General features: G+C 67.7%; 26 protein-coding genes and 1 pseudogene. 13 read left to right on the forward strand and 14 right to left on the reverse strand.

The window, feature by feature from the left end:
• The first annotated feature begins 2 nt into the window (after nucleotides 1-2).
• Both DIE11_RS15855 and DIE11_RS15860 read left to right on the forward strand, forming a co-directional pair.
• Entirely contained in the window at nucleotides 3-1,565 is a 1,563-nt protein-coding gene (locus tag DIE11_RS15855; RefSeq protein ID WP_124625387.1) for an NADH-quinone oxidoreductase subunit C, read from the forward strand.
• Nucleotides 1,565-2,074, forward strand: coding sequence for an NADH-quinone oxidoreductase subunit B family protein (locus tag DIE11_RS15860; RefSeq protein ID WP_124625389.1), 510 nt, complete (start codon nucleotides 1,565-1,567; stop codon nucleotides 2,072-2,074). Before DIE11_RS15855 ends, DIE11_RS15860 begins: the two co-directional genes overlap by 1 nt.
• 78 nt (nucleotides 2,075-2,152) lie before the next feature.
• On the opposite strand, the gene DIE11_RS15865 is transcribed toward DIE11_RS15860, so the two are convergent.
• On the reverse strand, nucleotides 2,153-2,365 hold the full coding sequence (locus DIE11_RS15865) for a DUF2909 domain-containing protein (RefSeq protein ID WP_059511443.1): 213 nt from the start codon (nucleotides 2,363-2,365) through the stop codon (nucleotides 2,153-2,155).
• Nucleotides 2,362-2,712: a hypothetical protein gene (locus DIE11_RS15870; RefSeq protein WP_059602495.1), complete on the reverse strand. Its 351-nt coding sequence runs from the start codon at nucleotides 2,710-2,712 to the stop codon at nucleotides 2,362-2,364. The genes DIE11_RS15865 and DIE11_RS15870 overlap by 4 nt, the downstream gene beginning before the upstream one ends.
• Nucleotides 2,713-3,054: 342 nt before the next feature.
• On the opposite strand from DIE11_RS15870, the gene DIE11_RS15875 reads away from it, so the two are divergent.
• On the forward strand, nucleotides 3,055-3,252 hold the full coding sequence (locus DIE11_RS15875) for a ribbon-helix-helix protein, CopG family (protein WP_059602491.1): 198 nt from the start codon (nucleotides 3,055-3,057) through the stop codon (nucleotides 3,250-3,252).
• A 23-nt stretch (nucleotides 3,253-3,275) separates the two neighbouring features.
• Here DIE11_RS15875 and DIE11_RS15880 read toward each other — a convergent pair whose 3' ends face one another.
• Nucleotides 3,276-4,112: a spermidine synthase gene (locus tag DIE11_RS15880; RefSeq protein WP_124625391.1), complete on the reverse strand. Its 837-nt coding sequence runs from the start codon at nucleotides 4,110-4,112 to the stop codon at nucleotides 3,276-3,278.
• A 46-nt stretch (nucleotides 4,113-4,158) separates the two neighbouring features.
• Nucleotides 4,159-4,503, reverse strand: coding sequence for a zinc ribbon domain-containing protein YjdM (locus tag DIE11_RS15885; RefSeq protein WP_006752903.1), 345 nt, complete (start codon nucleotides 4,501-4,503; stop codon nucleotides 4,159-4,161).
• A 367-nt stretch (nucleotides 4,504-4,870) separates the two neighbouring features.
• Here DIE11_RS15885 and DIE11_RS15890 point away from each other — a divergent pair, with 367 nt between their 5' ends.
• The 4 genes and pseudogenes from DIE11_RS15890 to DIE11_RS36895 all read left to right on the forward strand — a co-directional run.
• On the forward strand, nucleotides 4,871-5,134 hold the full coding sequence (locus tag DIE11_RS15890) for an HPr family phosphocarrier protein (RefSeq protein WP_059681058.1): 264 nt from the start codon (nucleotides 4,871-4,873) through the stop codon (nucleotides 5,132-5,134).
• 65 nt (nucleotides 5,135-5,199) lie between these two features.
• On the forward strand, nucleotides 5,200-5,421 hold the full coding sequence (locus tag DIE11_RS15895) for a hypothetical protein (protein WP_059602484.1): 222 nt from the start codon (nucleotides 5,200-5,202) through the stop codon (nucleotides 5,419-5,421).
• Between the two features lie 197 nt (nucleotides 5,422-5,618).
• On the forward strand, nucleotides 5,619-6,173 hold the full coding sequence (locus DIE11_RS15900) for a GNAT family N-acetyltransferase (protein WP_124625393.1): 555 nt from the start codon (nucleotides 5,619-5,621) through the stop codon (nucleotides 6,171-6,173).
• 325 nt (nucleotides 6,174-6,498) lie between these two features.
• Nucleotides 6,499-6,708 (forward strand): annotated as a pseudogene (locus DIE11_RS36895) (c-type cytochrome); the annotation flags it as partial.
• A gap of 73 nt (nucleotides 6,709-6,781) precedes the next feature.
• Here the strand turns inward: DIE11_RS36895 and DIE11_RS15910 are convergent.
• From DIE11_RS15910 to DIE11_RS15945, 8 genes are all read right to left on the reverse strand, one after another.
• Entirely contained in the window at nucleotides 6,782-7,180 is a 399-nt protein-coding gene (locus DIE11_RS15910; RefSeq protein ID WP_059602885.1) for a RidA family protein, read from the reverse strand.
• Nucleotides 7,181-7,296: 116 nt separating this feature from the next.
• Nucleotides 7,297-8,073 (reverse strand): benzoate diol dehydrogenase BenD, encoded by a 777-nt coding sequence (benD, locus tag DIE11_RS15915; protein ID WP_124625395.1) that lies wholly within the window; start codon nucleotides 8,071-8,073, stop codon nucleotides 7,297-7,299.
• Nucleotides 8,070-9,092 (reverse strand): benzoate 1,2-dioxygenase electron transfer component BenC, encoded by a 1,023-nt coding sequence (benC, locus tag DIE11_RS15920; protein WP_124625397.1) that lies wholly within the window; start codon nucleotides 9,090-9,092, stop codon nucleotides 8,070-8,072. Before benC ends, benD begins: the two co-directional genes overlap by 4 nt.
• A 39-nt stretch (nucleotides 9,093-9,131) precedes the next feature.
• The gene (benB, locus tag DIE11_RS15925; RefSeq protein ID WP_059602469.1) at nucleotides 9,132-9,620 is read right to left on the reverse strand and encodes a benzoate 1,2-dioxygenase small subunit; all 489 of its coding nucleotides are present in this window, start codon (nucleotides 9,618-9,620) and stop codon (nucleotides 9,132-9,134) included.
• A complete protein-coding gene (locus DIE11_RS15930) occupies nucleotides 9,617-10,975 on the reverse strand; it encodes a Rieske 2Fe-2S domain-containing protein (protein WP_124625399.1) in 1,359 nt (452 codons plus the stop codon). Before DIE11_RS15930 ends, benB begins: the two co-directional genes overlap by 4 nt.
• A gap of 116 nt (nucleotides 10,976-11,091) precedes the next feature.
• Nucleotides 11,092-12,027 (reverse strand): catechol 1,2-dioxygenase, encoded by a 936-nt coding sequence (gene catA, locus DIE11_RS15935; protein ID WP_059602464.1) that lies wholly within the window; start codon nucleotides 12,025-12,027, stop codon nucleotides 11,092-11,094.
• Nucleotides 12,028-12,100: 73 nt separating this feature from the next.
• Nucleotides 12,101-12,391 carry a muconolactone Delta-isomerase gene (gene catC, locus DIE11_RS15940; protein ID WP_059602461.1) on the reverse strand — a complete coding sequence of 97 codons (291 nt, stop codon included), beginning with the start codon at nucleotides 12,389-12,391 and terminating at the stop codon, nucleotides 12,101-12,103.
• 55 nt (nucleotides 12,392-12,446) lie between these two features.
• A complete protein-coding gene (locus DIE11_RS15945) occupies nucleotides 12,447-13,583 on the reverse strand; it encodes a muconate/chloromuconate family cycloisomerase (RefSeq protein WP_059602459.1) in 1,137 nt (378 codons plus the stop codon).
• Between the two features lie 25 nt (nucleotides 13,584-13,608).
• Here DIE11_RS15945 and DIE11_RS15950 point away from each other — a divergent pair, with 25 nt between their 5' ends.
• Nucleotides 13,609-13,881, forward strand: a complete 273-nt coding sequence (locus DIE11_RS15950; RefSeq protein ID WP_124625401.1) for a hypothetical protein — start codon at nucleotides 13,609-13,611, stop codon at nucleotides 13,879-13,881.
• 222 nt (nucleotides 13,882-14,103) lie between these two features.
• Here DIE11_RS15950 and DIE11_RS15955 read toward each other — a convergent pair whose 3' ends face one another.
• Complete coding sequence (locus DIE11_RS15955) at nucleotides 14,104-15,288, reverse strand: sugar transporter (protein WP_124625403.1); 1,185 nt, start codon at nucleotides 15,286-15,288, stop codon at nucleotides 14,104-14,106.
• 193 nt (nucleotides 15,289-15,481) lie between these two features.
• Here DIE11_RS15955 and DIE11_RS15960 point away from each other — a divergent pair, with 193 nt between their 5' ends.
• Nucleotides 15,482-16,156, forward strand: coding sequence for an HAD family hydrolase (locus DIE11_RS15960; RefSeq protein WP_044843419.1), 675 nt, complete (start codon nucleotides 15,482-15,484; stop codon nucleotides 16,154-16,156).
• A gap of 133 nt (nucleotides 16,157-16,289) precedes the next feature.
• Here DIE11_RS15960 and DIE11_RS15965 read toward each other — a convergent pair whose 3' ends face one another.
• A complete protein-coding gene (locus DIE11_RS15965; protein ID WP_059602453.1) occupies nucleotides 16,290-16,532 on the reverse strand; it encodes a DUF6566 family protein in 243 nt (80 codons plus the stop codon).
• 168 nt (nucleotides 16,533-16,700) lie between these two features.
• On the opposite strand from DIE11_RS15965, the gene DIE11_RS15970 reads away from it, so the two are divergent.
• The 4 genes from DIE11_RS15970 to glgB all read left to right on the forward strand — a co-directional run bounded on the left by DIE11_RS15970 (nucleotide 16,701) and on the right by glgB (nucleotide 26,371).
• Nucleotides 16,701-17,189, forward strand: a complete 489-nt coding sequence (locus DIE11_RS15970) for a phage protein NinX family protein (protein WP_059602449.1) — start codon at nucleotides 16,701-16,703, stop codon at nucleotides 17,187-17,189.
• A gap of 181 nt (nucleotides 17,190-17,370) precedes the next feature.
• A complete protein-coding gene (locus DIE11_RS15975) occupies nucleotides 17,371-20,763 on the forward strand; it encodes an alpha-1,4-glucan--maltose-1-phosphate maltosyltransferase (protein WP_124625405.1) in 3,393 nt (1,130 codons plus the stop codon).
• A complete protein-coding gene (gene treS, locus DIE11_RS15980; protein ID WP_124625616.1) occupies nucleotides 20,763-24,173 on the forward strand; it encodes a maltose alpha-D-glucosyltransferase in 3,411 nt (1,136 codons plus the stop codon). The genes DIE11_RS15975 and treS overlap by 1 nt, the downstream gene beginning before the upstream one ends.
• A complete protein-coding gene (gene glgB, locus DIE11_RS15985) occupies nucleotides 24,170-26,371 on the forward strand; it encodes a 1,4-alpha-glucan branching protein GlgB (protein ID WP_124625407.1) in 2,202 nt (733 codons plus the stop codon). Before treS ends, glgB begins: the two co-directional genes overlap by 4 nt.
• Nucleotides 26,372-26,376: the final 5 nt, after the last annotated feature.

Here is a 26,376-nt window from a genome sequence, read left to right on the forward strand (position 1 = left end):
CGATGCGACTCGACTTGATTCAGGCGGACGGCTCGACTCGCCTCGGGCACGAAGCAGGCCAGGTGCCGGCTACCGTGGTTGACGTCAACGAAGCGCGATGGCTCGACATCGCGCATGCCGCGCGGACGGACCGTAGCCGGCTCGTTGCGATGTGGGGCACCGAAACGCCCGAGCGCGTATTTTCAGTCAACGCGGCTTACGAATGCGACGACGGCGTCCTGTGGGTGCGCCTCGCGACAGGGCCGGAACCGCGGGCCGACGGCGACTATCCCGATCTCGCGGGCGTGTTTCCCGCCGCAACGCGCATGCAGCGCGCAATTTTCGACCTGACCGGCCTGCGCGAGCGCAACACGCGCGACACGCGCCCGTGGCTCAATCACGGTAACTGGCCCGGCGACTACTTTCCGCTGCAAAAGCGGGCAACCGGAATCGAGCGATTCGAATCGAACGAAGCGGATTACCCGTTCGTGCAGGTTGTCGGCGAAGGCGTGCACGAGATTGCCGTCGGGCCGATTCACGCCGGCATCATCGAGCCGGGCCATTTCCGGTTTTCGGTCGTCGGAGAGAAGGTGCTGCGGCTCGAGGAGCGGCTCGGCTATGTGCATCGCGGCGTCGAACGGCTGTTCGAACGGACGGCCGCGTCGAACGGCCATCGTGTTGCGGGCCGGGTCGCCGGCGATTCGACCGTTGCGTTCTCGTGGGCCTATTGCATGGCACTCGAGCAGGCGTGCGGCACAGCCGTGCCGGCGCGTGCGCTGGTTCTGCGCGCACTCCTGCTCGAGCGCGAGCGCATTGCCAATCACCTCGGCGACCTCGGCGCACTCGGCAACGACGCCGGATTCGCGTTCGGTCTCGCACAGTTCTCGCGGCTCAAGGAGAACTGGGTACGGACCAACGGCGGAATCTTCGGGCATCGATACCTGATGGATCGAATCGTGCCGGGCGGGCTGGCCGTCGACATTCATCCCGAGGACGCGGCGACCCTCACCGAACAGTGCGAACGCATCGCGCGCGAAGTACACGTGATGCGGAAGATCTACGAGGAGCAGTCCGGGCTGCAAGACCGGTTTCTCGGCACCGGCCGATTGAATGCCGACGTCGTCGCGCATTTCGGCGTGCGCGGCATGGCCGCCCGCGCCAGCGGCCAGACATTCGACGTGCGCGCGAACCTGCGGCCGGCCCCTTACGGCGATCTGGCCGTCAAGGCGGCAAGCGACCCGCGCGGCGACGTCGCCGCGCGGGTCGCCGTGCGGTTTGCCGAAATCGACGAATCGCTGCGTCTGATGGGCGAACTGCTGGCGAATCTTCCGGAAGGGCCGATCGCCGTCGGCGTCACGCCCGCGGCGGCGCCATCCAGGGGAATCGGCTGGGTGGAGGGCTGGCGCGGCGACGTATTCGTCGCGCTCGAGATGGCATCAGGCGATGCCATCGCGCGATGCCATTGCCACGATCCGTCATGGCAGAACTGGCCGGCGCTCGAGCACGCGATCATTGGCAACATCGTTCCCGATTTCCCACTGATCAACAAATCGTTCAATCTGAACTACGCGGGGCACGATCTCTGATGTGGCAACTCATCCGTCAGTTCGCGCGCACTGAATTTCCCGACGAGCCCGTGCCGACCGCCGAAGCCACCTGGCGACACGAGGCGCAGCAGATTCGTCAGGACATTCTCGACCTCCTCGGCCGCGCGTTGTGCATCCGGCAGATCGATGCGGGTTCGTGCAACGGCTGCGAACTGGAGATTCACGCACTGAGCAACCCGTACTACAACATCGAAGGGCTCGGGATCAAATTCGTCGCCAGCCCGCGCCATGCGGACCTGCTGCTCGTGACCGGCCCCGTCACACTGAACATGAAGGCAGCCGTGCTTGCCGCGTACGAGGCGACGCCGGCGCCGAAGCTGGTCGTCGCAGCCGGCGAGTGCGCGTGCACGGGCGGCATTTTTGCCGACAGCTACGCCGTGTGCGGCCCCGTTTCGTCGGTCCTGCCCGTCGATGTGACCATTCCTGGATGTCCACCGCCGCCGATCGATCTGCTGCGCGGCATTTTGACAGCTTGCCGATCACGCTGATACTGAAACGGATGCCAGTGGCGATCCTTCCGTCGGCAATACCTCGTTTGCTGCGGCGGCGAGGGCGAATGCCGCGCATCACCGCCCGATCGGCAGCCCCGTCGGCTCGATCCACCCGAGCCGGTATGCGATCAGCAGCGACAGGAACAGCGTGATCGACAGCCCGACCCGCGCCGCGAGCGACCACGCCATCCGCTTGCTGCCGCCCCGGTCGTGATTCATGAAATACAGCGCGAAAACCAGGCTTCCGATAATCATCACGAAAGCCACCGAAACCAGCGCAATCTTCATTGTTGATGTTCCTCCAGGCCGGAATCGGCCTTCAGCAGTTCGGCCAGTCTTTGCCGCTCGGCGGCGACGTCGGCAACACCTGACGCCGGCCAGTCCAGCGCCACACCATTACCCAGCGAATCGCGAACGAGCGTCTGGTAACGCCGGTCGCTGATCCGGCCCTGCTCCATCGCTTCCGAGATTTCATGTCGAAACGGTAGCGGAAAGCTCGCGTATCCGCGCGACAGCGCCGCATATTGCCGCGCGTCGACCTCTTTCGACGACGGCGCGACTGCCCACACCACGACGGCCACGATGGCTACGAAAGGAATCGCCGTGTAGCGGAGAACGAACTTGATCGGGGTCATGAGGCGGATAGCGAAGTGGCTGTGTAGTAAACGCGAAGAGACGACCAGGCAGCGCCGCAGTGACGGTGCACGCTCGCCGCGTGGAAACGGAAGCAGCCGGGTCACCGGCCGTGCGGACGACGAGCCGCTCGGGCAAGCCGGAGCCGACAGCCCCGGTCGATATTGTACTTAAAGCCTAATACAACCAACAGAGCATGATAATCTTGTTATCATGTTTTCGATATGCTTCGAGCAACCCGAAGCTCCCGGGTGTGCCGGTGCACGAACCGTGCATGACACATTTGGCACCGAAAGCGGATCGATTATAATTTGATTAACATATCGACCACCCCTGCCATCCCGATGGAAACGAAAACCGCCCGCCTGACCGTCCTGATCGATCCCGCCAAAAAAGAAGCATTCGAAATGCTCTGCGCGGAGCAGGACCTCACACCGTCGCAAGTCGTGCGTCAGTTGATCCGCGAGTATCTCGACAAACACGGCGTCACGTACAAGACCAAGAGCCCGCTCGGCAAGCGCGTGAAGCAAGGGCTGAAGTAAGCGCAGTCGAACCCGCGGCGCCGTCAGGCGCAAATTTCCCATCGTGGATGTTCGCGCGCGCGCCAGACGAGCCGCGCGGGATCGATGCACTCCCCTTCCTTCATGCGCCGAGCGGTGGACGAGAGCTTGAGCGCGCCCGCCGAGCCGAATCCCAGCGCGCGCTCGAGCAGGATGCGCAGCGACGGCAGCGGGTTGCCGTTCTTCCACGCGAACGCAATGAAGTTGTTGTCGTCGCCGCACGGCACCAGCGCGCACGAATCGTCGAACACCGCACGCAGTTGCTCGAGATGGCGCGGCAACGCGGGATCGTCGTCCATAAAGTTGATCGCGAGCACGCCCGTTTCGCTCAGCCGCGCACGGCACGCGTCGAGAAACACGGTGCCCGTGCAGCGGCCCGGCATGCCATCGGCGACGAACGCGTCGTGCAGGATCACGTCCGCCTGGACGTCCGGCCGCGCGACGTAGTCTGCGCCGTCCGCGCAGACTACCGCGAAGCGCGCGTCGTCTTGCGGAATCCTGAACACGTCGCGCAGCGCGATCACGTCCGGATTGATCTCGACAGCGTCGATCGCCGTGTCGGGCAGGTGCCGATAGCAGTACTTCGCCAGCGATCCACCGCCGAGCCCGATCATGCAGATACGCGCGGGCGCCGGCTGCAGCAGCAGGAAACCCATCATCACGCGCGTATAGCCGAGTTCGAGCCTGACCGGATCCTTCAGCGACATGAAGCTCTGCGTGCCGAAGTGGTCGAAGTGCAGCGACACCGCGTGCTTCGTCTCGAGCACGAACGGACGGCCGTCGTTCAACGGCGCCGCCAGGAACTGCAGGAACGCGTCATAGGAAATTCGATCCTCGCTCATGCTCGACAGGCCCGGTTGATCGGAGAATCGCTCGTACCGCGTGCGGTCATACCTTCTTCAGGTAGCAGGCCTTCAGCATGAAGCCGCCCATGTCGGTCTTGCAATCGACTTCGTGATCGCCGCCGACGAGACGGATGCTCTTGACCTTGGTGCCCATCTTCAGCGTGATCGACGAACCCTTCACGCGCAAGTCCTTGATCAGCACGACCGAATCGCCGTCCGACAGCACGTTGCCATTCGCGTCCTTGACGACGTCGCCCGCCGGTTCGTCGCCCGCATCGGCGCCGGCTCCGGCCGACCATTCATGGCCGCAGTCCGCGCACACGGTCAGCGTGCCATCCGGGTAGGTGTTTTCCATCGCGCATTGCGGGCAGGCGGGGGCGGCGTTCATTGCAGCTTCCATTCGGTGGGAGTTCACGTCAATCGATAAAAAAATGCCGGACACGCAAGCACGTGGCCGGACCGCGCGCCGTACTGTCCCGTCGACAAATCGGCCAGACAGCATGTCGCGCACACGGCATTATAATGCAATACACATAAACACGTTGCTGTATTATAATTGTCAGCTTTCGATCATTCGCCGGACTTGATGGCGGTTTCGCTGAGGATGTCGACATGTTCGAGATGAATGATGCACCGATGCCTGGTGCACAACACCCGGCGCCCCGTCGGGAAACCGCGCTCCGCGCGGTCCCGCCGTGCTGCCGGCCGGCCGTTCCACGCCGTTCCGGCGACTTTCCCCGAGGTTGATCCGCATCGTGGCAACCGTCGTCTACGTTGAAATCGGCCCCGCCTGGAGCCGCAGGCGTGCGATCGCGTCGTGTGACGCGATCGTCGCGGCGGCACACCGCTTCGAAAGCGACATCCTGCTGCTCGCCAACGGGCTCAGCGGCAGCGCGAAGGACGCGACGGCCATCGCGGCGCTACAGATGCATGGCGGCACGTCCGCGCAGGTGCTCGCCACTGGCCCCGACGAGGATGCAGCGCTCCAGGCGCTGTTGCCCCTGCTGCAGGCGGGCTGACGCTGCGTCGCCCGATCCCACGGCCTCGTGCCGTTCACCCTGAATCACTACTCCCCGAGGAAGCGATGAACGACAACGTCACGTCCCACACCCCCAACCTGTCGGCCTCCGCGATCTGGGCGCTCGAGCGTCTCGCCGATGTGCGCTACGGCCGCGACGCGCCGGCCCTCGGCTGGTCGGTCGAGCAGGAACTCGTCGGCGCGGGCTTCGTCAGCCATTCCGCGAACGGCCGATCCGGTGCGTCGATCACCGCGCACGGGCGCAGCTTCCTGAAAAGCCGCAAGTAGAAACCGCCCGGCACGGGCGCGATGCCGCCACGCGGTCGCCAGCCCGTGCCGGAATCATCGGACGACGGCAAGCCGGACGATGCGGCCGCATTCCCCGCCGCAGACGGGGATTTGCGGCCGCGCCGCAGTTTCCGCGGTATCGTACGGGACCCAAGCGCGGCGCACTGCGCCGCCTTCCTTTCCTCATAGAACGCCCGATGACACTCAGCGCCCTGCCGCCCGTCACGTCCCCACCGGTTCTCGATACCCCCCGCCTGATCCTCGAAGGTCACCCGCTCGGCGACTTCGACGCGCTCGCCGCGATGTGGGCCGAGCCGACCGTCGTCGCGCACATCTTCAACGGCAATCCGTCGGCGCCGCGTGACTCGTGGATGCGGCTGCTCGCGTATCGCGGACTGTGGCCGCTGCTCGGCTACGGCTACTGGGCGATTCGCGAGAAGTCGTCGGGCCGCTACGTCGGCGATCTCGGCTTCGCCGACTTCCATCGCGCGATCGAGCCGTCGATTCGCAGCGTGCCGGAAGCCGGCTGGGCGCTCACGAGCTGGGCGCACGGCAAGGGCTATGCGACCGAGGCGCTGTCGCATGCGCTCGGCTGGCTCGATGCGCAGCACCGGTTCGAGCGCAGCGTATGCCTGATTGCACCGACCAACATCGCGTCGATCCGCGTCGCGCAGAAGGCCGGGTATGCAGATCCGGTGCAGATTCGCTTCAACGACGCCGATTCGCTGCTGTTTTCACGCGCGTGCCGGTAAGTGCGATGTCGTGCACCGACCGCTTCGTCGCGGCTAAGGTGCGTGGACCGTCTGCGTCGGCGCCGGCGGTCGGCGAACGCCGTCGGCAACGGGGACGCCGAGCGTGAAAACCGGTGCGTGCATCGTTGACGTGTCCGGAATGACGCGGTACGGGATCCGGCCGCCCCCCCTGCAAGCGCAGTTTCTGCATCAGCGTCGGGCGATACCGCGTTGCCGCATCGCGCGCGTATCCGTATCGCGGGCGGGAGTGCGATTGACCGTTAGTTGCACTTGAGAGATCGCTCGTCCAGGTCTCAACAGCTGGATTGCGGCGTTCATCGCCGGTCATGCCAGCGCGATCCGGATCGTCGTCGAAGGCGCGCGGCCTGCGCCTGGCACGGACGGCCCCGTGCAGCGGATGCCGGCGATGCGCGGCGCGCTGACGAGCAGCGAGATCGCCGCGGTGGTCAGCTATGTGCGCGGCGCGTGGGGAAATCGCGCCACACCGGTGTCAGAACAGGACGTGAGGCGGTTGCGAGCGGCGATCCGGCGGTAGACGGGCCGCACGTCTGCATCCGATGCGGGCGGCAAGCGGTGGGATCGCGTCGTCTCACCAGCAGCGGCAGCGACTACCCCCGCAGCACGGCAACCGCCTTGATTTCGACGATATAACCGGGCGCCCCGCCGAGCATGTGCGCTCCGACCGCGGTCCACGCCGGCCGCGGATGCGCATGGAGATAGCGGTCGCGCACCGCCATGAACAGCGGCAGGTCGCGCATGTCGGTATGAAAGGTCGTCAGGTCGACCACGTCGTCGAGCGATGCGCCGGCCGCCTCGAGCACCAGCCTGAGATTCTCGAACGCCTGCACGATCTGCGCCTCGCGTTCTTCCACCAGTTGCATCGCCGCGTCGCGGCCGATCTGGCCGGATACGTACACGGTATCGCCCGCCTTGATCGCCGGCGCATAACCGATTTTTTCGTACACCGCTTCCATTCCTGCGGGGATGATTGCTTCGCGCTCGCGCATGAGTGTCTCCGTGGCCGGACGTTCCACGTCGGCCGGTTTTTCGATGGTCATCGCGCGCACGCCTGACCGCGGCGCGCGCCTCGCTGAAGCAGCGGGCGAACAGGCAACCCGGCCGCTCAACCCGTATCGCCGCCCGCGACCGGCAGCACCGTGCCGGTGATGTAACTCGCTTCGTCCGACGCGAGGAACAGGATCGGCGCGATCTGTTCATCGAGCGTGCCGTAACGCTTGAAGAACGTCGAATCGGTCACCTGCCGCACCGCTTCGGCCATCCACGCCTGTTCCTGCGCATTGTCGCCGGCCGCATTACGCGGCACGCGGCGCGGCGGCGCCGTGGTACCGCCCGGCGCGGTCGCGACCACGCGGATGCCTTGCTCCGCGTATTCCATCGCGAGCGCCGCCGTCAGCGCATTGACGCCACCTTTCGCGGCCGAATACGGCACGCGGCGAATGCCGCGCGTCGCGTTCGACGACACGTTGACGATCGTGCCGCCGCCCCCGGCCAGCAAGTGCGGCAGCACCGCGCGGCAACTGTAGAGCGTCGGCATCAGCGAGCGGCGGATTTCAGCGTCGATCTGCTCGGGCTCGAACTCGGCGAACGGCCGCATCCGGATCGCGCCGCCGACGCCGTTGATCAGCACGTCGATCCGGCCGAACGTCGCGACCGCGCACGCCATCGCCGCGCGCGCGCCGTCGTAGGTCTCGAGATCCGCGACGAATCCGGCCGTGTTGCCGCCCGGCGCCTCGGCGGCCACCTCCGCCACGAAATCCGCGCGATCGACGAACAGCACGCGGCCGCCCTCGGCCGCCGCGCGCAGCGCGACGCCGCGGCCGATGCCCTGCGCCGCGCCGGTGACGACAACGACCTTTCCAGAGAATCGTTGCATGGTCATGCCGCCTTTGCCGTCACGTTCGGGGTGAACTTCTCGTAGTGGAAGCTGTTGGGCTTCACGCCTGCATCGTCGAAGTACTGGCGCACCGCGTCGACCATCGGCGGCGGCCCGCACAGGTAGACGTCCACGTCGCCGTCGTTCAGCGCATCGGCCGGAATGTGCTGCGTGACCCAGCCCTTGCGCGGATGGCTCGACGCCGCATCGGCAACGACGGTCGAGAAGCTGAAGTTCGGCAGCTTCGCGGCATACGCTTCGATCGCGTCGACCAGCACCAGGTCGAGATCGCGCGTCACGCCGTAGATCAGGTGCACCTTCTGCCGCGAGCCGCTGCGCGCGAGCACCTCGAGCATCGACAGGAACGGCGCGAGGCCCGTGCCGCCCGCGAGGAACAGCAGCGGCCGCGCCGCATCGCGCAGGTAGAAGCTGCCGAGCGGCCCGTTCAGTTCGAGCGTGTCGCCGGGTCTGGCCGACTCGAGCCACGTGCTCATCACGCCGCCGGGAATCTTCTTGATCAGGAATCCGACCTTCGTGTCGCCCGGCGCGGACGAGAACGAATACGACCGGTGCTGGCCGCTGCCCGGCACGCCGATGTTCACGTACTGGCCGGGCAGGAACACCGGCGCGGCCGCATCGACGTCGAGTTCGAGCACGATCGCCGCATCGTTGTGCGGCTCGACCTTCGTCACGGTCGCGGCGAACGCGCTGTGGCCGGTCTTGCAGGCGATCGACGAGCTCGGCACCGCGATCACGCAATCGCTTTGCGGCACCATCTGGCACGTCAGGACGAGACCGCCGTCCTTTTCATCCTCGGTGAGCGCGTCGTCGATGTAATCGTCGCCGAGATCGTAGCTGCCGCTCTCCGCGCGGCACTTGCAGGTGCCGCACACGCCGTCGGAACAGTCCATCGGCAGGTTGATCTTCGCGCGGAACGCGGCGTCGAGCACCTTCTCGCCGGCCTTGCAGTCGATGAAGCGGGTGACCCCGTCCTCGAAGTTCAGTGCAATCTTGTAGGTGGACATGACATCGCCTCCCAGTGTTACTTGTCGAATCGATCGGCGTCAGACGTGATACACGTCGAGCACCTGCCGGATGTAGTCGTTCTTCAGCACGATCTTCTTGTTCGAGATCAGCCATGCGTCGCCCGAGCGGCGCAACGTAACGAACATCGTGCCGAAGAAGTGATCGGTCACGCGGTAGCGGTGGTTCAGCGTGTGGAAGTTGTAGCGCACGTCCACCTCGCCGTCGCGCTCGGCCAGCACCTCGACGTTCGTCACGTTGTGGCTGGTGCGCGGCTCGGGCGTCGACGCGCCGCTGCGCTCGGTCTTGATCCGGAACACGCGATCCTCGAGGCCGCCCCGATCCGCGTAATACATCAGCGAGATCTGGCTGTGCGGATCGTCGGTCGGCCGGTCGTCGTCGTCCCACGCGGGCATCCAGTACGTGACGTCTTCCGTGTAGCAGGTCAGCCACTCGTCCCACTCGCGGTCGTCGAGCAGGCGCGCTTCGCGATACAGCGCCGCGCAGATGGTCCGGTAATCGATGTTCATGCTTCCACCTCCCCGCGTTCCTTCTTCAGTGCATCGCGCATCACGTGCACCCAGTGTTCGTGCTGGCACACGAACAGCCCTTCGTCCTCGCTGCGCTCGCCCGAGATGCGCGGGTTCAGCCCCATTCTTTTCGCGTTCTCGTCCGGCCCGTCGATCCATAGCGGCGCGCCGCGCGACAGGTCGTTCCACATCGCCGTGATGCCTGCATAGCCGGCCTGGCATGCACGGAACTCCTCGAGGTCGTCGGCCGTGCCCATTCCGGTCACGTTGAAGAAGTCCTCGTACTGGCGGATGCGCGTCGTGCGGTCGGCTTCGCTCTCGCCCTTCGGCGCGAAACAGAAGATGCTGACTTCGGTCTTGTCGACGCCGAGCGGGCGCACCACGCGGATCTGCGTGCTGAACTGGTCCATCAGGAACACGTTCGGGTACACGCACAGGTTGCGCGTCTGGTTCACGATGAAGTCGGCCTGCACATCACCGACGCGCGCCTTGATCTCGTCGCGGTGCTGGTACACGGGCCGCACTTCGGGGTTCATCGTCTTGGTCCACAACAGGATGTGGCCGTTGTCGAAGCCGTACACGCCCGCGACCGACTTGCTCCAGCTATTCGCGTCGACGGCCTTGGTGCCGTCTTCCTTGCGGCGGCCCATCGTCGCCGCGTAGTTCCAGTGCACGGTGCTCACGTGATAGCCATCGCAGCCGTTCTCCATCTGCATCTTCCAGTTGCCTTCGTAGATGTAGGAGGAGTTGCCGCGCAGCACTTCGAGCCCGTTCGGCGCCTGGTCGACGATCTGGTCGATGATCACGCGCGCCTCGCCGAGATACTCCTCGAGCGGCAGCACGTCGTCGCTCAGGCTGCCGAACAGGAAGCCGCGGTAGTTCTGGAATCGCGCGACCTTCTTCAGGTCGTGCGAGCCGTGCGTGTTGAACTGCACCGGATACTCGGTCGTCTTCTCGTCCTTCACCTTCAGCAGCTTGCCGGTGTTCGAGAAGGTCCAGCCGTGGAACGGGCACGTGAAGCTGCCCTTGTTGCCGTGCTTGCGGCGGCACAGCATCGCGCCCTTGTGCGCGCACGCATTGATCACCGCGTGCAGCTCGCCGGTCTTGTCGCGCGTGATGACGATCGGCTGGCGGCCGATCCACGTCGTGTAGTAATCGTTGTTGTTCGGGATCTGGCTTTCGTGCGCGAGGTACACCCAGTTGCCCTCGAAGATGTGCTTCATCTCGAGCTCATACAGCGCCTCGTTCGTGAAGATGTCGCGGCGGCAGCGGAAGATGCCGGCTTCCTTGTCGTCCTGCACGGCAGTGGCGAGCAGGTGGTCCAGTTCGGTGGTGTGGTCGATCGTGGCGGACATGTTGGTTCCTCCTGTGTGCGTGCCGGGTCCTGCAAGCACGCTCGCATCGGTATCGATTGAATCTCGCGGGGACCCGGCCGGCGGCGGCGCAGGCGCGCCGCCGCGCCGTCGGGCGGTTATGCCGTGGCGGAAGCGCGCAGGCGTTCGACGATCTGGTTGTCCTTGCCCTCGACGCGTGGCGTCAGGACGAAGTTGAACTCGATGTCCTGATATGCGTCGGCCTTCAGCCCGAGCGCGGCGCCGCCGGTCTTGCTGGTGACGGGCGGAATCAGCTCCTCGCGCGTCGCATACGCGAAGTCGTCCCAGATCAGCGGGTCGCCGTCGATGTTGAACTGCGTCGTCAACTTGCGGTGGCCGTCGCTGGTCACGAAGAAGTGCACGTGCGCCGGGCGGTTGCCGTGACGGCCGAGGCGGTCGAGCAGCTGCTGCGTCGCGCCCTGCGGCGGGCAGCCGTAGCCGACCGGCATCAGCGTGCGGAATTCGTACTTGCCGTCCGCGCCCGTCTTCACCGCGCCGCGCAGGTTGAAATCGCTCTGTGCGCCGGTCGGGTCGAAATGCGAGTAGAAGCCGTGCGAGTTCGCGTGCCAGCACTCGACCAGCGCGCCGGCCACCGGCTTGCCGTCGCCCCCCGTGACCGTGCCGTGGATCACCAGCGGGCCCGCGCCTTCATCCGCATCGAGGTCGATCTTCGCGACGCCGTCGCGCACCGGCGCGCCGCCGACGTACAGCGGGCCTTCGATCGTGCGCGGCGTGCCGCCATCGAGTCCGATCGCCTCGTCCTCCGCGTCCATCCGGATATCGAGATACTTCTCGAGGCCGAGGCCGGCCGCGAGCAGCGCCGCCTCGCCGTCCTGGCCGAGCTTGTTCAGGTAGTTCACACCGGCCCACACTTCGTCCGGCGTAATGTCGAGGTCGTCGATCGCCTTGAACAGGTCGCCGAGCAGCCGCAGCACGACCTGCTGCGTGCGCGCGTTGCCGCCATTGGCGCCCGCGTTCGACGCGGCCTTCAGCAGATCCTGCACTTCCTTGGTTTCGAATACTTTGACGCTCATGATGGTGTCTCCACGTGTATTTTGGGGAAAGGTGACCCGGTGCCCGCCGTTGCGGAAGAGGCGGCTCCGTGGTTCAAACGTCGCCGTCGTGTATCGACGACGGGTGGCGACACAACGGCGTCACCGAAATCTTCATGTACGGGAACAGCGGCAGGCCAGTCAGGATCTCGTGCAGCTCGGCGTTGCCGGACACGTCGAACACACTGTAGTTCGCGTATTCACCGGCGATGCGCCAGATGTGGCGCCATTTGCCGCTGCGCTGCAGGTCCTGCGAATACGCCTTCTCGCGGGTCTTGATCTCGTCGGCCACGCCGGCCGGCATGTCGGCTGGGAGGTTGACGTCCATGCGTACGTGGAAAAGCATCGTGATGTCCTGGTGCGTGATCGTGTTATCGCGGGTTGTCGCGCGTGATCGCGATTCAGCGTGAGACTTTCGTCAGCCCGTCGCGGGTGAAGCGCGCGACCTTCGCTTCGTCGAGCTCGATGCCGAGGCCCGGGCCGCTCGGCACGGTCAGTTCGAAATCGCTGTAGTCGAGCGGGGTCGTGAGAATCTCTTCGGTAATCAGTAGCGGTCCGAACAGTTCGGTGCCCCACTGCAGGTTCGCGAAGCTCGCGAACAGATGCGCGGACGCGACCGTGCTGAACGCGCCTTCGAGCATCGTGCCGCCGTACAGCTCGATGCCGGCCGCATCCGCGATCGCCGCGACGCGCTGCGCCGCGAAGAGGCCACCGCTCTGCTCGATCTTGATCGCGAACACGTCCGCGCCGTGATGCTTCGCGATCTCGAATGCGCTGTCCGGGCCCTGCAGGATTTCGTCGGCCATCAGCGCGACCGGGAAGCGGCGCATCAGCCGTGCGAGCGCCGCGGCCGACGCGACCGGCTGCTCGACCAGTTCGCAGCCGGCATCGGCGAGCGCCGGAATCGCACGCGCGGCCTGCGTTTCGCTCCACGCCATGTTCACGTCGACGCGCACCGATGCGCGCTCGCCGACCGCCCGCTTGATCTCGGCCACGTGGCGGATGTCCGCGTCGAGCGCCTTCGCGCCGATCTTCAGCTTGAACACGTTGTGGCGGCGCAGGTCGAGCATCCGCTCGGCTTCGGCGATATCGGTCGCCGTGTTGCCCGATGCGAGCGTCCACGCGACCGGCAGGCGATCGCGCCGGCGGCCGCCGAGCAACTCGCTGACCGGCACGCCGAGGCGCTTGCCGTGCGCGTCGAGCAGCGCGGTTTCGAGCGCGCTCTTCGCGAAGTGATTGACCTTCGCGAGCTTGCCGAGGAACGCCATCAGCGCCTGGATGCGCGTCGCATCCTTGCCGATGATCGCCGGCGCGAGGTATGCGTCGATCGCGAGCTTCATCGCTTCCGGGCTTTCCGGGCCATAGGCCATCCCGGCAATCGTCGTGCCTTCGCCTGTGCCCGTCACGCCGTCGCTGCAGGTCACCTTCACCAGCATCAGCGTCTGGCCGTGCATCGTGGCGACCGACAGCTTGTGCGGACGGATCGTCGGCAGGTCGACGAGGCGGGTTTCAATGCGTTCGATGGTGACGGGAGACATGGGGCACGCTGCGTGTGGTGAGTTCATGGAACGGATTTATACGCGGCGGGGAAATGGACCGTCCAATACTTTTGGCCTCGCTTTTTCATACCTGCCAGGTATTGAAATTCGCTTCAGATCGGGAAATATTGCATCGCGCCATACCCGTTTTGTCTGGTTGGCGTGGCTGGAAGGCTTGCTGGGAGAAGCGGGACAGGTTTCAGGGCACCCCGTAGCGAGCAGTGAAATGCGGGCAGGCTGGTGGTTGGCGACGTCGACGGAAATCGAGGTCCGGGCGGGCGGATCAGGGTTTTCCTGATGGGAATGCGGTGTGGCCCGCCGACCGTATTCCGCACGAAGGCACCGCGATGCGGCCACGTCCCCGTGGCCGGATCATTGCGGTGGCGATAGGCGCCTGAAGCGCTTCCACAGTGTCTTCAATGTCTGATGATCGGCAGCCACGCGAGCGACCAGAAAGCCTCGAGCAAAGGCCGCGCCCGGCATGGCATGCGGCATGCAGTGCGATGGCACTGACGGCGGACTACGCCACCGCCGGCCGCTCATGCAGCCGCAACGCGGCCCACGCGATCCCGGCGGAGAAGATCCCGACCACCCCGCCGAACGTGCCGATCCACGGCAGGCCGAAATCCCCGGCGATATGGTTGCCGAGCAGCGCGCCGGCACCGATGCCGACGTTGTACAGCCCGGAAAAGATCGACACCGCGAGATCGGTCGCCTCGGGCGCGAGCTTCAGCACCCAGGCCTGCATCGCGAGCCCGAAGCAGACGATCGCGCCGCCCCACACCAGCGTGTGAACCGACAGCGTGACGATGTTCAGCGCGCTCGGGAACAGGATCAGCAGGCACGCCGACAGCGCGATGATCGACGCGAGCAGGAAATCGGCCGGCCGCTCCGGAAACACGCGGTTGAAACAGACCGCGGCCGGCATGCCGGCGACGCCGAACAGGATCAGCACGTAGGTAATCCGGCTGCTGCTCGCGTGATTGACGCTCTGCACGAACGGCTCGATGTACGTGTACGACGTGAAATGCGCGGACACGACCAGCACGGTGATCGCGTACAGCGATACCAGCGCCGGCTTCCTGAGAAACATGCCGATGCTGGACAGCGATCCGGCGCCCTGGCTCGGCAGCGTCGGCAGCGTCACGCGCAGCATCAGCAGCGCGACGGCCGCCGCGCCGCCGATCACGAGGAACGTCACGCGCCAGCCGAGCGCCTCGCCGATCACGCGCCCGAGCGGAATCCCGGCGACCATCGCGATCGCCGTGCCCATCGCGAGCAGGCTCAACGCACGGCTTTTCCGGTCGCTCGGCGCGAGCCGCACGGCCAGCGGGACGGAAATCGACCAGAACACCGCATGCGCGCACGCGATGCCGAGCCGGCCGATCATCAGCACCGTGAAATTCCACGCGACGCCGGTGACGACATGGCTGCCGATGAACACCAGCAGCCCGCAGCTCAGCAGCTTGCGACGTTCAACATGGCGCGTGAGGAACGTCAGCGGCAGCGACACGACCGCGACGGCCCACGCGTAGATCGTCAGCATCAGGCCGACGTCGGTCGGCTGCATCCGCAGGCTGTCGCCGATCGCGCTCAGCAGCGCGACGGGCACGAATTCGGTGGTGTTGAAGATGAAGGCAGTGAGTGCCAGGGCCAGGACGCCCCACCACGACTGTTCGGAACTGACGGCGTCCGGAGTTGCCATACGGGAATTCGACGAGGGTTGGGGGCGCGGGCAGCCGGCCCGGCGCATCGGCGCGATTGTACCAGCGGCAAACGACACGCCGCTGCCGTCCGCGGCGCCGGGACATGGCGATGACACGGCCGCGCGCCGATAATGCGTCGAAGGACTTTTCGCGGACGATTCGCCCGAACCTCATCGGGCCAGGAGATTCAACATGCGCATTGAAACGTCGTTTCTGTTCGATCTCGACGGCACGCTCGTCGACAGCGTCTACCAGCACGTGCTCGCGTGGAAGGAAGCGCTCGATGCCGAGGGCATCGAGCTGTCGGTGTGGCGCATCCACCGCAAGATCGGGATGAGCGGCGGCCTGTTCCTGAATCAGCTGCTGCGCGAGACGGCCGGTGACATCGACGCCGAGCGCGTCGAACGGCTCGCGCGGCTGCACGCGGCCGCGTACCAGCGGCTGCGCGCGCAGGTCCGGCCGCTGCCGGGCGCGCGCGAGCTGCTGGCCGCGCTGTCGAACGCGGGCATCCGCTGGGCGATCGCGACCAGCGGACGGATGGAAACGGCGGCCATCAACCTCGAGGCGCTGGGCGTCGATCCGGCGAAGAACGTGGTCGTCACGCGCGATCAGGTCAAGTATGCGAAGCCGGATCCCGATCTGTTCCTGACGGCCGCCGCGAAGCTGAACGTGCCGATCGAGCATACGGTGGTGGTCGGCGACAGCATCTGGGACATGCTCGCCGCGAGCCGCTGCCGCGCGCTGGGCGTCGGCTTGCTGTCGGGCGGTTACGGCAGCGACGAGCTGGAACGCGCGGGCGCGCTGCGCGTGTATGACGATCCGGCGGATCTGCTGTGGCACCTCGACGAGATCGCGGCGCGGCCGTGATGCCTGACTCGCCCGCCTGACCCGCGGCGTCCGGCTCTCCGGCGTCACCTTCGTCGGTTTGTCGCCCTGCGTGCAAGCTTCCGGCCGCGCCGGTCGGGTCGGGTCGGGTCGGGTCGGGTCGGGTCGGGTCGGGTCAATCGTCATCGACGCGCTTGTCGACCAGATAACGCCCGCGCTCGACACCCGCGCGCAGCGCCTCGTCCTCGGTTTTCCAATCCGGGCCGGCCGGCTCCGGCACGCTGAGCTCGATGCGCGCGCCGTCGACATACACCTGCACTTCGTCATCCCACGCGCCGCGCGCGTTGCGCCGCGCCCAGACGCGAATCTCGTGGCCGCGATACGGGTCGCGCACCTGTGCGTCCTGTTGATGCTGCATGCTGGCCCCCTCTGCTTATCTGCGATGGCGATGCAAAAAATGCGCGCCGCATGATCGCCGCGCGCGCCGTCGGCCCCGTGAGCACACGCCGTGCCCGCTATCCGGCAGCCCGGCACGCAGCTTGCGCACGCGTCCCACCGCGCTGACAAACCCTGACGGAGCTTGCCCATGCGAACCGACGAACTCGCCGGAACGGCCCTCGACTATTGGTGCGCGCGCGCATTGTGCGCGGACGACGAAGACACGCTGTGCTTCACGGCCGTCGAGCCGCAACTGATCGTGACCGCTGCGTGCGATGCATTGCGGCGTCTCGATGCACATTTCGCGCCGTCGGCGTCGTGGGCCGACGCGGGAGCGGTGCTCGATCGCGTCGGCGACCTGCGGATCGCGCGGCGCGGCGACGGCGTCGAATGCGACGCATGCTTCATCGACGGTCCGTCGACCTGCGCGGCGCGCGCGACCGACCCGCGCACCGCGCTGCTGCGCGCGTTCGTGCGGGCGCGCTTCGGCGACGACGTCGATACCCCGCCGGCGTTCGCGCACCGGATCGAGCGCGGCGCGCCGGTGCGTTACGACCCCGGAGCGCCGCTTCCCGAAGCGGACGACGATCCGGCCGCCGGCGACAGTTCGGACATCCGCTCGATTCCGCGCATGTGACGACGCCGGACGCGCCCCGCTCCGCGCACGATGCAACGACCGTACAGCGTTTATGTAAAAACGACAGAGGTTCAGCACGCGGCATCCCGCACGCACGTTGCCGCGCGGGGCGCAGCGCCGCAGGCACGCGGGTTGCGGCGCACGGCCGTTACCGTTCGCCGCCGCCCGCCCACGCCATTCCATGAACGTCACGCCCCCCTTCGCCCCACATCTCTACTTCTGCGATGCCCGCCTCGTCGGTCCGCTCGACGCGTGGCCAGACACGTTCGCACACATCGCGGGCATGGGCTTCGATCACGTGCTGATCGGTGGCTTCTGGGCCGCCAGCGTCGCGGGTTTTCCGCGTCACGTCGCCGACTTCCATCGGCCGGCAGCGACGTTCGCGACGCGCGCCGGCGCGCTCGAGACGTTCTCGCGGCTCGCGCAGCTTGCGCACGGCCACGGGCTGCGCGTGATGCTCGAAGTCGTGCCCGATCGCATCGCGCGCGACAATCCGCTGCGCGTCGAGCATCCGGACTGGTACGTCGAGCGCTCGCACGACGACGCGCTGATCGATCCGCGCCGAGCCGCGCATGAACTCGACGTCGCGCATGCACAGGTCGGCGAGGATTCGACACACGACGCACTCGCCGCGTGGTGGTGCGGGCATCTCGCTGCGTTCGCGGCCGCCGGCGCGGCCGGCTTCCTGATCGACGCGCCGCATCATCTGCCGGCCGCGTGGTGGCCCGGCTGGCGCGCGGCGCTGCGGCGCGCGCGCCCGGACGTCACGGTGCTGGCCGGCGTACCCGGCCATGCGCGCGACGCGCTCGCACAATTCGAGGCGGCCGGCTTCGACGCGGTGTTCTCGTCGGTACGCTGGTGGGATCTGCGTTCGCCGTGGTTCGCGGACGAACACCGTCTGTTGCGGCGCATCGGCTCGCCGATCGCGTTTCCCGACGCCTACGACGGCCCGCGTCTCGCCGACGACTGGCGCGACGCGCCGGACGAGACGGTCGCCCGGGCGTATCACCGCGCGTTGTGGACCGCGGCGGCGGTCGGCACCGGCTGGCTCTTGCCGATGGGCTTCGAGCGCGGCGTCACGCTGCCGCTGATGGCACGCGATGCGGATGCCACGCGCTATCGCGCCGCGTTCGACGGCGCGCGCTTCGATCTGTCCGGCGCAATCGCCGACGCGAATGCATGGCGCCGCGCGACGCCGCTCGCGGCCCAGCGCGGCGAAATCGCGCAACTGAGCGCGCCCGGCGCAGCCGCGACCGCACTGTTGCGCGGCACGGGCCCGTCGCTCGAGCACGACGACACGGCACTGCTGATCGCGCTGAATCCCGATCTCGATACCGAAGCGCCGGTCGATTCCGCCACGATCCTGCCCGGCGTGCCGGGCGGCTTCACCCATGTCGCGACGCCGGACGGCGCGCGCAAGCACGCGCCGGTCGCGCTGGAAGCGTTCACGCTCGAACCCGGCGGCTATGCGCTGCGCGAAGCCTGGCGCGCGCCGCCAGCGATCCCGCGCGCCGACGCCGCGAGCGAGCGTACCGCGCTGTCCGCCGCGCTCGCGGCCGACCGGATCGCGATCGAACGCGTCGAGCCGGCCGTGGACGGCGGCCGCTTCGCGATCAAGCGCGTGATCGGCGAAACGCTGGTTGTACACGCATCTATTTTCTCGGACGGGCATGCGCATCTCGCGGCAGCGCTGCAATGGCGCGCGGACGACGAGGACGACTGGCGCGAAGTGCCGTTCGTCGCCGAGCCGAACGATCGCTGGCACGCGCGCATCTCGCTCGACCGGCTCGGCCGCCACGCGTTCCGCGTGATCGCATGGCGCGACGACTGGGCATCGCTCGTCACCGACATCGCGAAGAAGCGTGCGGCCGGCCAGGACGTGACGCTGGAGGTGCGCGAAGCGCAACTGCTGCTCGCGACCGCGCTTAAGCTCGCCGACCCGATCGATCCGCGCGCGATCGGGCAGATGGAACGGCTGAGCGCCGACTTCAAGGACGCGTCGCCCGACGAACGCCTCGCGCTGATCGGCGCGCCCGCGCTCGCCGATGCCTTCGCGGCGCTGCGCTACCGGCCGTTCGTCACCCATGACGAAACGGTTTATCCGGTCGACGTCGAGCGCCGCGCCGCGCGCTTCTCGAGCTGGTACGAAATGTTCCCGCGCTCGGCGAGCAACGATGCGCACCGGCACGGCACGTTCGACGACGTGATCGCGCAGTTGCCGCGCATCCGTGACATGGGTTTCGACGTGCTGTATTTCCCGCCGATCCACCCGATCGGCACGACCGCGCGCAAGGGCCGCAACAACACGCTGAAGGCCGGCCCGGACGACGTCGGCAGCCCGTACGCGATCGGCTCGCACGACGGCGGCCACACGGCCGTGCATCCGCAGCTCGGCACGCTCGCGTCGTTCCGGACGCTGGTCGAGGCGGCGCGCGCGCAAGGGCTCGAGATCGCGCTGGACTTCGCGATCCAGTGCTCGCCCGACCATCCGTGGCTCGCCGCGCACCCGGGCTGGTTCGCATGGCGGCCCGACGGCTCGCTGCGCTTCGCGGAAAATCCGCCGAAGCGCTACCAGGACATCGTGAATCCCGACTTCTACGCGCCGGACGCGCTGCCCGACTTGTGGGTCGCGTTGCGCGACGCGGTGCTGTTCTGGGTCGACGCGGGCGTGCGGATTTTCCGCGTCGACAATCCGCACACGAAGCCGCTTCCGTTCTGGGCGTGGATGATCGCCGACGTGCGCGGCAAGCATCCGGACGTCGTGTTCCTGTCGGAGGCGTTCACGCGGCCGGGCATGATGTACCGGCTCGCGAAGGTCGGCTTCTCGCAGTCGTACACGTATTTCACGTGGCGCGAGACGAAGCGCGAGTTCATCGATTACCTGACCGAGCTGACGGCCGGCCCGCCGCGCGAGTTTTTCCGGCCGAACTTCTTCGTGAACACGCCCGACATCAATCCGCGCCACCTGCAGAACGCGCCGCGCTCGCAGTTCGTGATCCGCGCGGCGCTCGCGGCGACGCTCGCCGGCTCGTGGGGCCTGTATTCGGGCTTCGAGATCGGCGAATCGGCGCCGCTGCCCGACAGCGAGGAATACGCGGATGCGGAGAAATACGAGCTGCGCGCGCGCGACTGGAACAAGGCCGCGCACATCGGCGCCGAAGTCGCGCGGCTGAACCGCGCGCGGCGCGAGCATCCGGCGCTGCAAACTCACCTTGGCCTCACGTTCGCCGACGCGGACAACGACCAGGTCCTCGTGTTCGTGAAGGCGACGCCCGCGCACGACAGCGTCGTCGCGGTCGCGATCAGCCTCGACCCGTGGCACCCGCAGGCCGCGAACTTCACGCTCGACGCGTCGCTGTGGCGCGGCTTCGGGCTCGTCGACGGCGAGCCGCTCGACGCGTTCGAACAGGACGCCGCGCATGCCGAAACGTGGCGCGGGCATCGCCAGTACGTGTCGCTCGACCCGCACGTCCGGCCGTATGCGATCTGGCGGCTCGCGCCGTCTCCCGGCGCCGCGCGAGCGGCGGCGCCCGAGCCGGGCGACGCCCGACACCCTTCCGGAGCACACGCATGATGAAACGCGAAGACTCCCTCGACGACGTGCGCCGCGCGCAGTTCCCCTCGCTCGCACCGGCCGGCACGCCGCGCCGGCGCCGGTCGCGGCGCCGCGCGCCCGCGCTCTGCGCGGACGATCCGCTGTGGTACAAGGACGCGATCATCTACCAGGTGCACGTAAAGTCGTTCTACGACTCGAACAACGACGGGATCGGCGACTTCCCCGGCCTGATCATGAAGCTCGACTACATCGCCGAGCTCGGCGTCGACACGATCTGGCTGCTGCCGTTCTACCCGTCGCCGCGCCGCGACGACGGCTACGACATCGCCGATTACCGCGACGTGCATCCCGACTACGGCACGCTCGCCGACGTGCGGCGCTTCATCCGCGAAGCGCACGCGCGCGGGATCCGCGTGATCACCGAACTGGTGATCAACCACACATCGGACCAGCATCCGTGGTTCCAGCGCGCGCGGCGCGCGAAGCCCGGCTCGATACATCGCGACTACTACGTGTGGTCCGATACCGACACGAAATACACCGGCACGCGGATCATCTTCCTCGATACCGAAACGTCGAACTGGACCCACGACCCGATTGCAGGCCAGTACTACTGGCACCGCTTCTACTCGCACCAGCCGGACCTGAACTTCGACAATCCGGCCGTCGTGCGCGAGGTGCTCCAGGTAATGCGCTTCTGGCTCGATCTCGGCATCGACGGGTTGCGGCTCGACGCAGTTCCGTACCTGGTCGAGCGCGAAGGCACCAACAACGAGAACCTGCCGGAGACGCACGCGATCCTGAAACGCATTCGCGCGACGATCGACGCCGAGTATCCGAACCGGATGTTGCTCGCGGAAGCGAACCAGTGGCCGGAAGACGTGCAGGAATATTTCGGCCACGAGGACGAATGCCACATGGCGTTCCACTTCCCGCTGATGCCGCGCATCTACATGTCGATCGCGAGCGAGGACCGCTTCCCGATCGTCGACATCATGCGGCAGACGCCGGCGCTCGCGCCGAGCAACCAGTGGGCCGTGTTCCTGCGCAATCACGACGAGCTGACGCTCGAGATGGTGACCGACTCGGAGCGCGACCTGCTGTGGCAGACCTATGCGTCCGACCGGCGCGCACGGCTCAACCTCGGCATCCGGCGCCGCCTCGCGCCGCTGATGGAGCGCGACCGGCGCCGCATCGAGCTGATCAACTCGCTGCTGCTGTCGATGCCCGGTACGCCGGTCATCTACTACGGCGACGAACTCGGGATGGGCGACAACATCCACCTCGGCGACCGCGACGGCGTGCGCACGCCGATGCAATGGTCGTCGGACCGCAACGGCGGCTTCTCGCGCGCGGACCCGGAACTGCTGGTGCTGCCGCCCGTGATGGGCTCGCTGTACGGCTATGACGCGGTCAATGTCGAGGCGCAGACGCGCGACCCGCATTCGCTGCTGAACTGGATGCGCCGCATCCTGTCGACGCGTCGCGCGACGCAGTCGTTCGGGCGCGGCACGATCCGCTTCCTGCGCCCGGAGAACCGCAAGGTGCTCGCGTACCTGCGCGAACTCGAAGGTCACGAGACAGTGCTGTGCGTCGCGAACCTGTCGCGCTCGTCGCAGGCGGTCGAACTCGATCTCTCCGAATTCGCGGGCCGCGTGCCGATCGAGATGACGTCGGACTCGGCGTTTCCGCCGATCGGGCAGCTCACTTACCTGCTCACCTTTCCGCCGTACGGGTTTCTATGGTTCGTGCTGTCCGAGCACGGTCGCGAGCCGTCGTGGCGGCAGCCGCACGCGGAGCCGCTGCCCGAGTACGTGACGATCGTGATGCGGCGCGGCGACGTGCGGCCCGACGTCGGGCAGCTGCATACGCTCGCGCACGATGCGCTCGCGTCGTGGCTCACGCGGCGGCGCTGGTTCGCGTCGAAGGACCGCAAGATCGGCAATGCGTGGCTGAATGTCGTCACGCCGATACCGGACGAGCCGTTCCAGTACGCGGAGGCCTGGGTGTCCGCGAGCGACGGCGGCGTCGAACGCTACGTCGTGCCGCTGGCTGCCGCATGGGGCGGCGAGACGTCGCATCCGCTGTTCGCCCAGCTCGCGCTCGCGCGCGTGCGGCGCGGCCACACGGTCGGCTACCTGACCGACGCGTTCGCGCTGCCCGCGTTCGCGCGCGGGATGCTGCGCAAGCTGCGCGACGGCGCGACGGTGCCGACGTCCGACGGCGGCCGCCTCGACTTCCTGCCCGAACGTGCGCTTGCCGCGCTCGACCCCGGCGACGACGCCGACGTGCGCTGGCTCGCGGCCGAGCAGAGCAACAGCTCGCTCGTGATCGGCGACGAGATCGTGCTGAAGCTGGTGCGCAAGGTCGCGCACGGCATCCATCCGGAAGCGGAGATGAGCCGCCACCTGACGCGGATCGGCTACGCGAACACCGCGACGCTCGCCGGCGAGGTCGTGCACGTCGATCCGGACGGCTCGCCGCATACGGTCGCGATCCTGCAGCGCTACGTCGACAACCAGGGCGACGCGTGGACGCGATCGTTCGACTTCCTGAAACGCGCGGTCGACGAGCTCGCGCTGCCCGCCGTCGCCGACGGCGAAGCGGCCGAGCCCGACGAGGAACCGGATGCGCTGCTCGGCTACGCGGCGTTCGCGGGCATCGTCGGCACGCGGCTCGGCCAGCTGCACGTCGCGCTGGCGCAGCCGTGCGACGACCCGGCATTCACGCCGGAGCGCGCGACGCCCGAGCACGTCGACGGCTGGTGTTTCGACGCGATCACGTCGTTCAGGCACGCGCTCGACGTACTGGCCACGCGGCTCGATGCGCTCGATCCGGCCATGCGCGCCGCCGCCGACACGCTGCTCGCGTCGCGCGACGCGGCCGTGCAGGCGCTTGGCGAACTGGTGCCGCGCACGCTCGACGCGCAATGCACGCGGATTCACGGCGATTTCCATCTCGGCCAGGTGCTCGACGTGCAGGGCGACGCGCTGCTGATCGACTTCGAGGGCGAGCCCGCGCGTCCGCTCGAGCGGCGCCGCGCGAAGTCGCATCCGCTGCGCGACGTGGCCGGCTTCCTGCGCTCGCTGTCGTACGTGAGCGCGACCGCGCAATTCGCGATCGAGAAGGCGCCGCCGCAGGCGGCCGGCCGCAAGCGTGCGCTGTTCGACCGCTTCGGGCAGGCCGCCGCCGATCGCTTCGTCGAATGCTATCGCGCGGCCGCCGACGAGGCGCCCGAACGCTTCGTCGACCCGCGCTACGCCGATCGCCTGCTCGCGCTGTTCCTGATCGACAAGGCGTCGTACGAGCTGTGCTACGAGGCCGCGAACCGCCCCGACTGGCTCGGCGTGCCGGTCGGCGGGCTCGCCGCACTCGTCGAACGCCTGCTCGACGCGCACGGCACACCCGACAACGGAGGCGCCCAATGACCGAGACGCTGTTCGACCGTCACGATATCGATGCACTGCTCGCCGGCCGCCATCCGGACCCGTTTGCGTGCCTCGGCCCGCACGGGGATGCCGGGCGGATCGTCGTGCGCGCACTGCTGCCCGGCGCGCGGCGCGTGCGCGCGGTGACGCCCGACGGCGACGAGCTCGGCACGCTCGCGTGCGTGAACGACGCCGGCTGTTTCGCGGGGACACTCGCGCACGACGGCCATTACCGGCTCGCGATCGACTGGCCCGACACGCGCCAGGTGACCGACGACGCCTATGCGTTCGGCATGCTGCTCGACGACGCGGCGCTCGCGCGTTTCGCAGCCGGCGACCCGGCCGCCGTGCTCGACTGCCTCGGCGCGACGCCCGCGCGCATCGACGGCGTCGACGGCGTGCGCTTCGCGGTGTGGGCGCCGAACGCGCAGCGCGTGTCGGTAGTCGGCGACTTCAACGTCTGGGACGGCCGTCGGCATCCGATGCGGCTACGGCGGCCGTGGGGCGTGTGGGAGCTGTTCGTGCCGGGCATCGGCGCAGGCGAGCACTACAAGTACGAGCTGCGCGCGAGCGACGGGCGCGTGCTGCCGCACAAGGCCGACCCGTGCGCGCGCGCGACCGAGGCGCCGCCGCGCACCGCGTCCGTCGTCGCCGATACGGCGGCGCTCGACGCGTTCGCGTGGCACGACGACGACTGGCTGCGCGCACGGCCGCACGCGGACCGCCGCTTCCGCATCCCATGGTCGATCTACGAGGTGCATGCGGAGTCATGGCAGCGCGTGCCCGAGGAAATGGACCGCAGCGCGACCTGGGACGAGCTCGCCGAGCGGCTGATCCCATACGTGCGCGGCATGGGCTTCACGCACGTCGAGTTCATGCCGATTTCCGAGTATCCGTTCGGCGGCTCGTGGGGCTACCAGCCGCTCGCGCAGTTCGCGCCGTCCGCGCGCTTCGGGCCGGTCGACGGCTTCGCGCGCTTCGTCGATCGCGCGCATGCGGCCGGCATCGGCGTGATCGTCGACTGGGTGCCCGCGCACTTCCCCAACGACCCGCACGGTCTCGCGCAATTCGACGGCAGCGCGCTGTACGAGCACGCCGACCCGCGCGAAGGCATGCATCCCGACTGGAACACCTGCGTGTTCAACCTCGGGCGCAACGAGGTCGGCGCGTTCCTCGTGGCGTCGGCGCTCGCATGGGCACGGCGCTATCACGTCGACGGGATCCGCGTCGACGCGGTCGCGTCGATGCTGTACCGCGACTATTCGCGCAAGGAAGGCGAGTGGGTGCCGAATGTCCACGGCGGGCGCGAGAATCTCGAATCGGTCGCGTTCCTGCGCACGCTGAACGACACGCTGCACGGTGCGCTCGCGCCGCAGGGCGTCGTCACCTTCGCGGAGGAATCGACGGCGTGGCCGGGCGTCACCGCGTCGACCGGCGACGGCGGGCTCGGCTTCGACTTCAAGTGGAACATGGGCTGGATGCACGACACGCTCGCGTATCTGCGCGAGGATCCGGTCCATCGCCGCTATCACCACGACCGGATGACGTTCGGGCTCGTCTATGCGTTCTCCGAACGCTTCGTGCTGCCGCTGTCGCACGACGAGGTCGTGCACGGCAAGGGCTCGCTCGCCACGAAGATGCCCGGCGACGCGTGGCAGCGGCTCGCGACGCTGCGCGCTTACTTCGGCTTCATGTGGGCGCATCCCGGCAAGAAGCTGCTGTTCATGGGCGGCGAATTCGCGCAATGGGCCGAGTTCGCGCACGACGCGACGCCGCACTGGGATCTGCTCGACGCGCCCGCGCATCGCGGCGTGCAACGGCTCGTGCGCGACCTGAACCGCGTGTACGCGGCCGAGCCGGCGCTGCATGCGCTCGACTGCCACGCGGAAGGCTTCGCGTGGCTGATCAGCGACGATCGCGACAACAGCGTGTTCGCGTTCGCGCGCCGCGACGATGTCGGACGCCTCGTCGTCTCCGTCAGCAACTTCACGCCGGTGCCGCGCGCCGGCTATCGCATCGGGCTGCCCGCGCCCGGCCAGTGGCGCGAGCTGATGAACACCGATGCGGCCGTGTACGGCGGCACCAATGCCGGCAACGACGGCGCCGTGTGGGCGGAAGCCGTGCCCGCGCACGGCGAATCGTGGTCGGCCACGTTGCGCCTGCCGCCGCTCGCGACCGTGTGGCTGAGCCCTGCCTGACACCC

It is taken from the genome of Burkholderia sp. Bp9012 (genome assembly GCF_003853825.1).
In the GTDB taxonomy this organism is placed as follows: domain Bacteria; phylum Pseudomonadota; class Gammaproteobacteria; order Burkholderiales; family Burkholderiaceae; genus Burkholderia; species Burkholderia diffusa.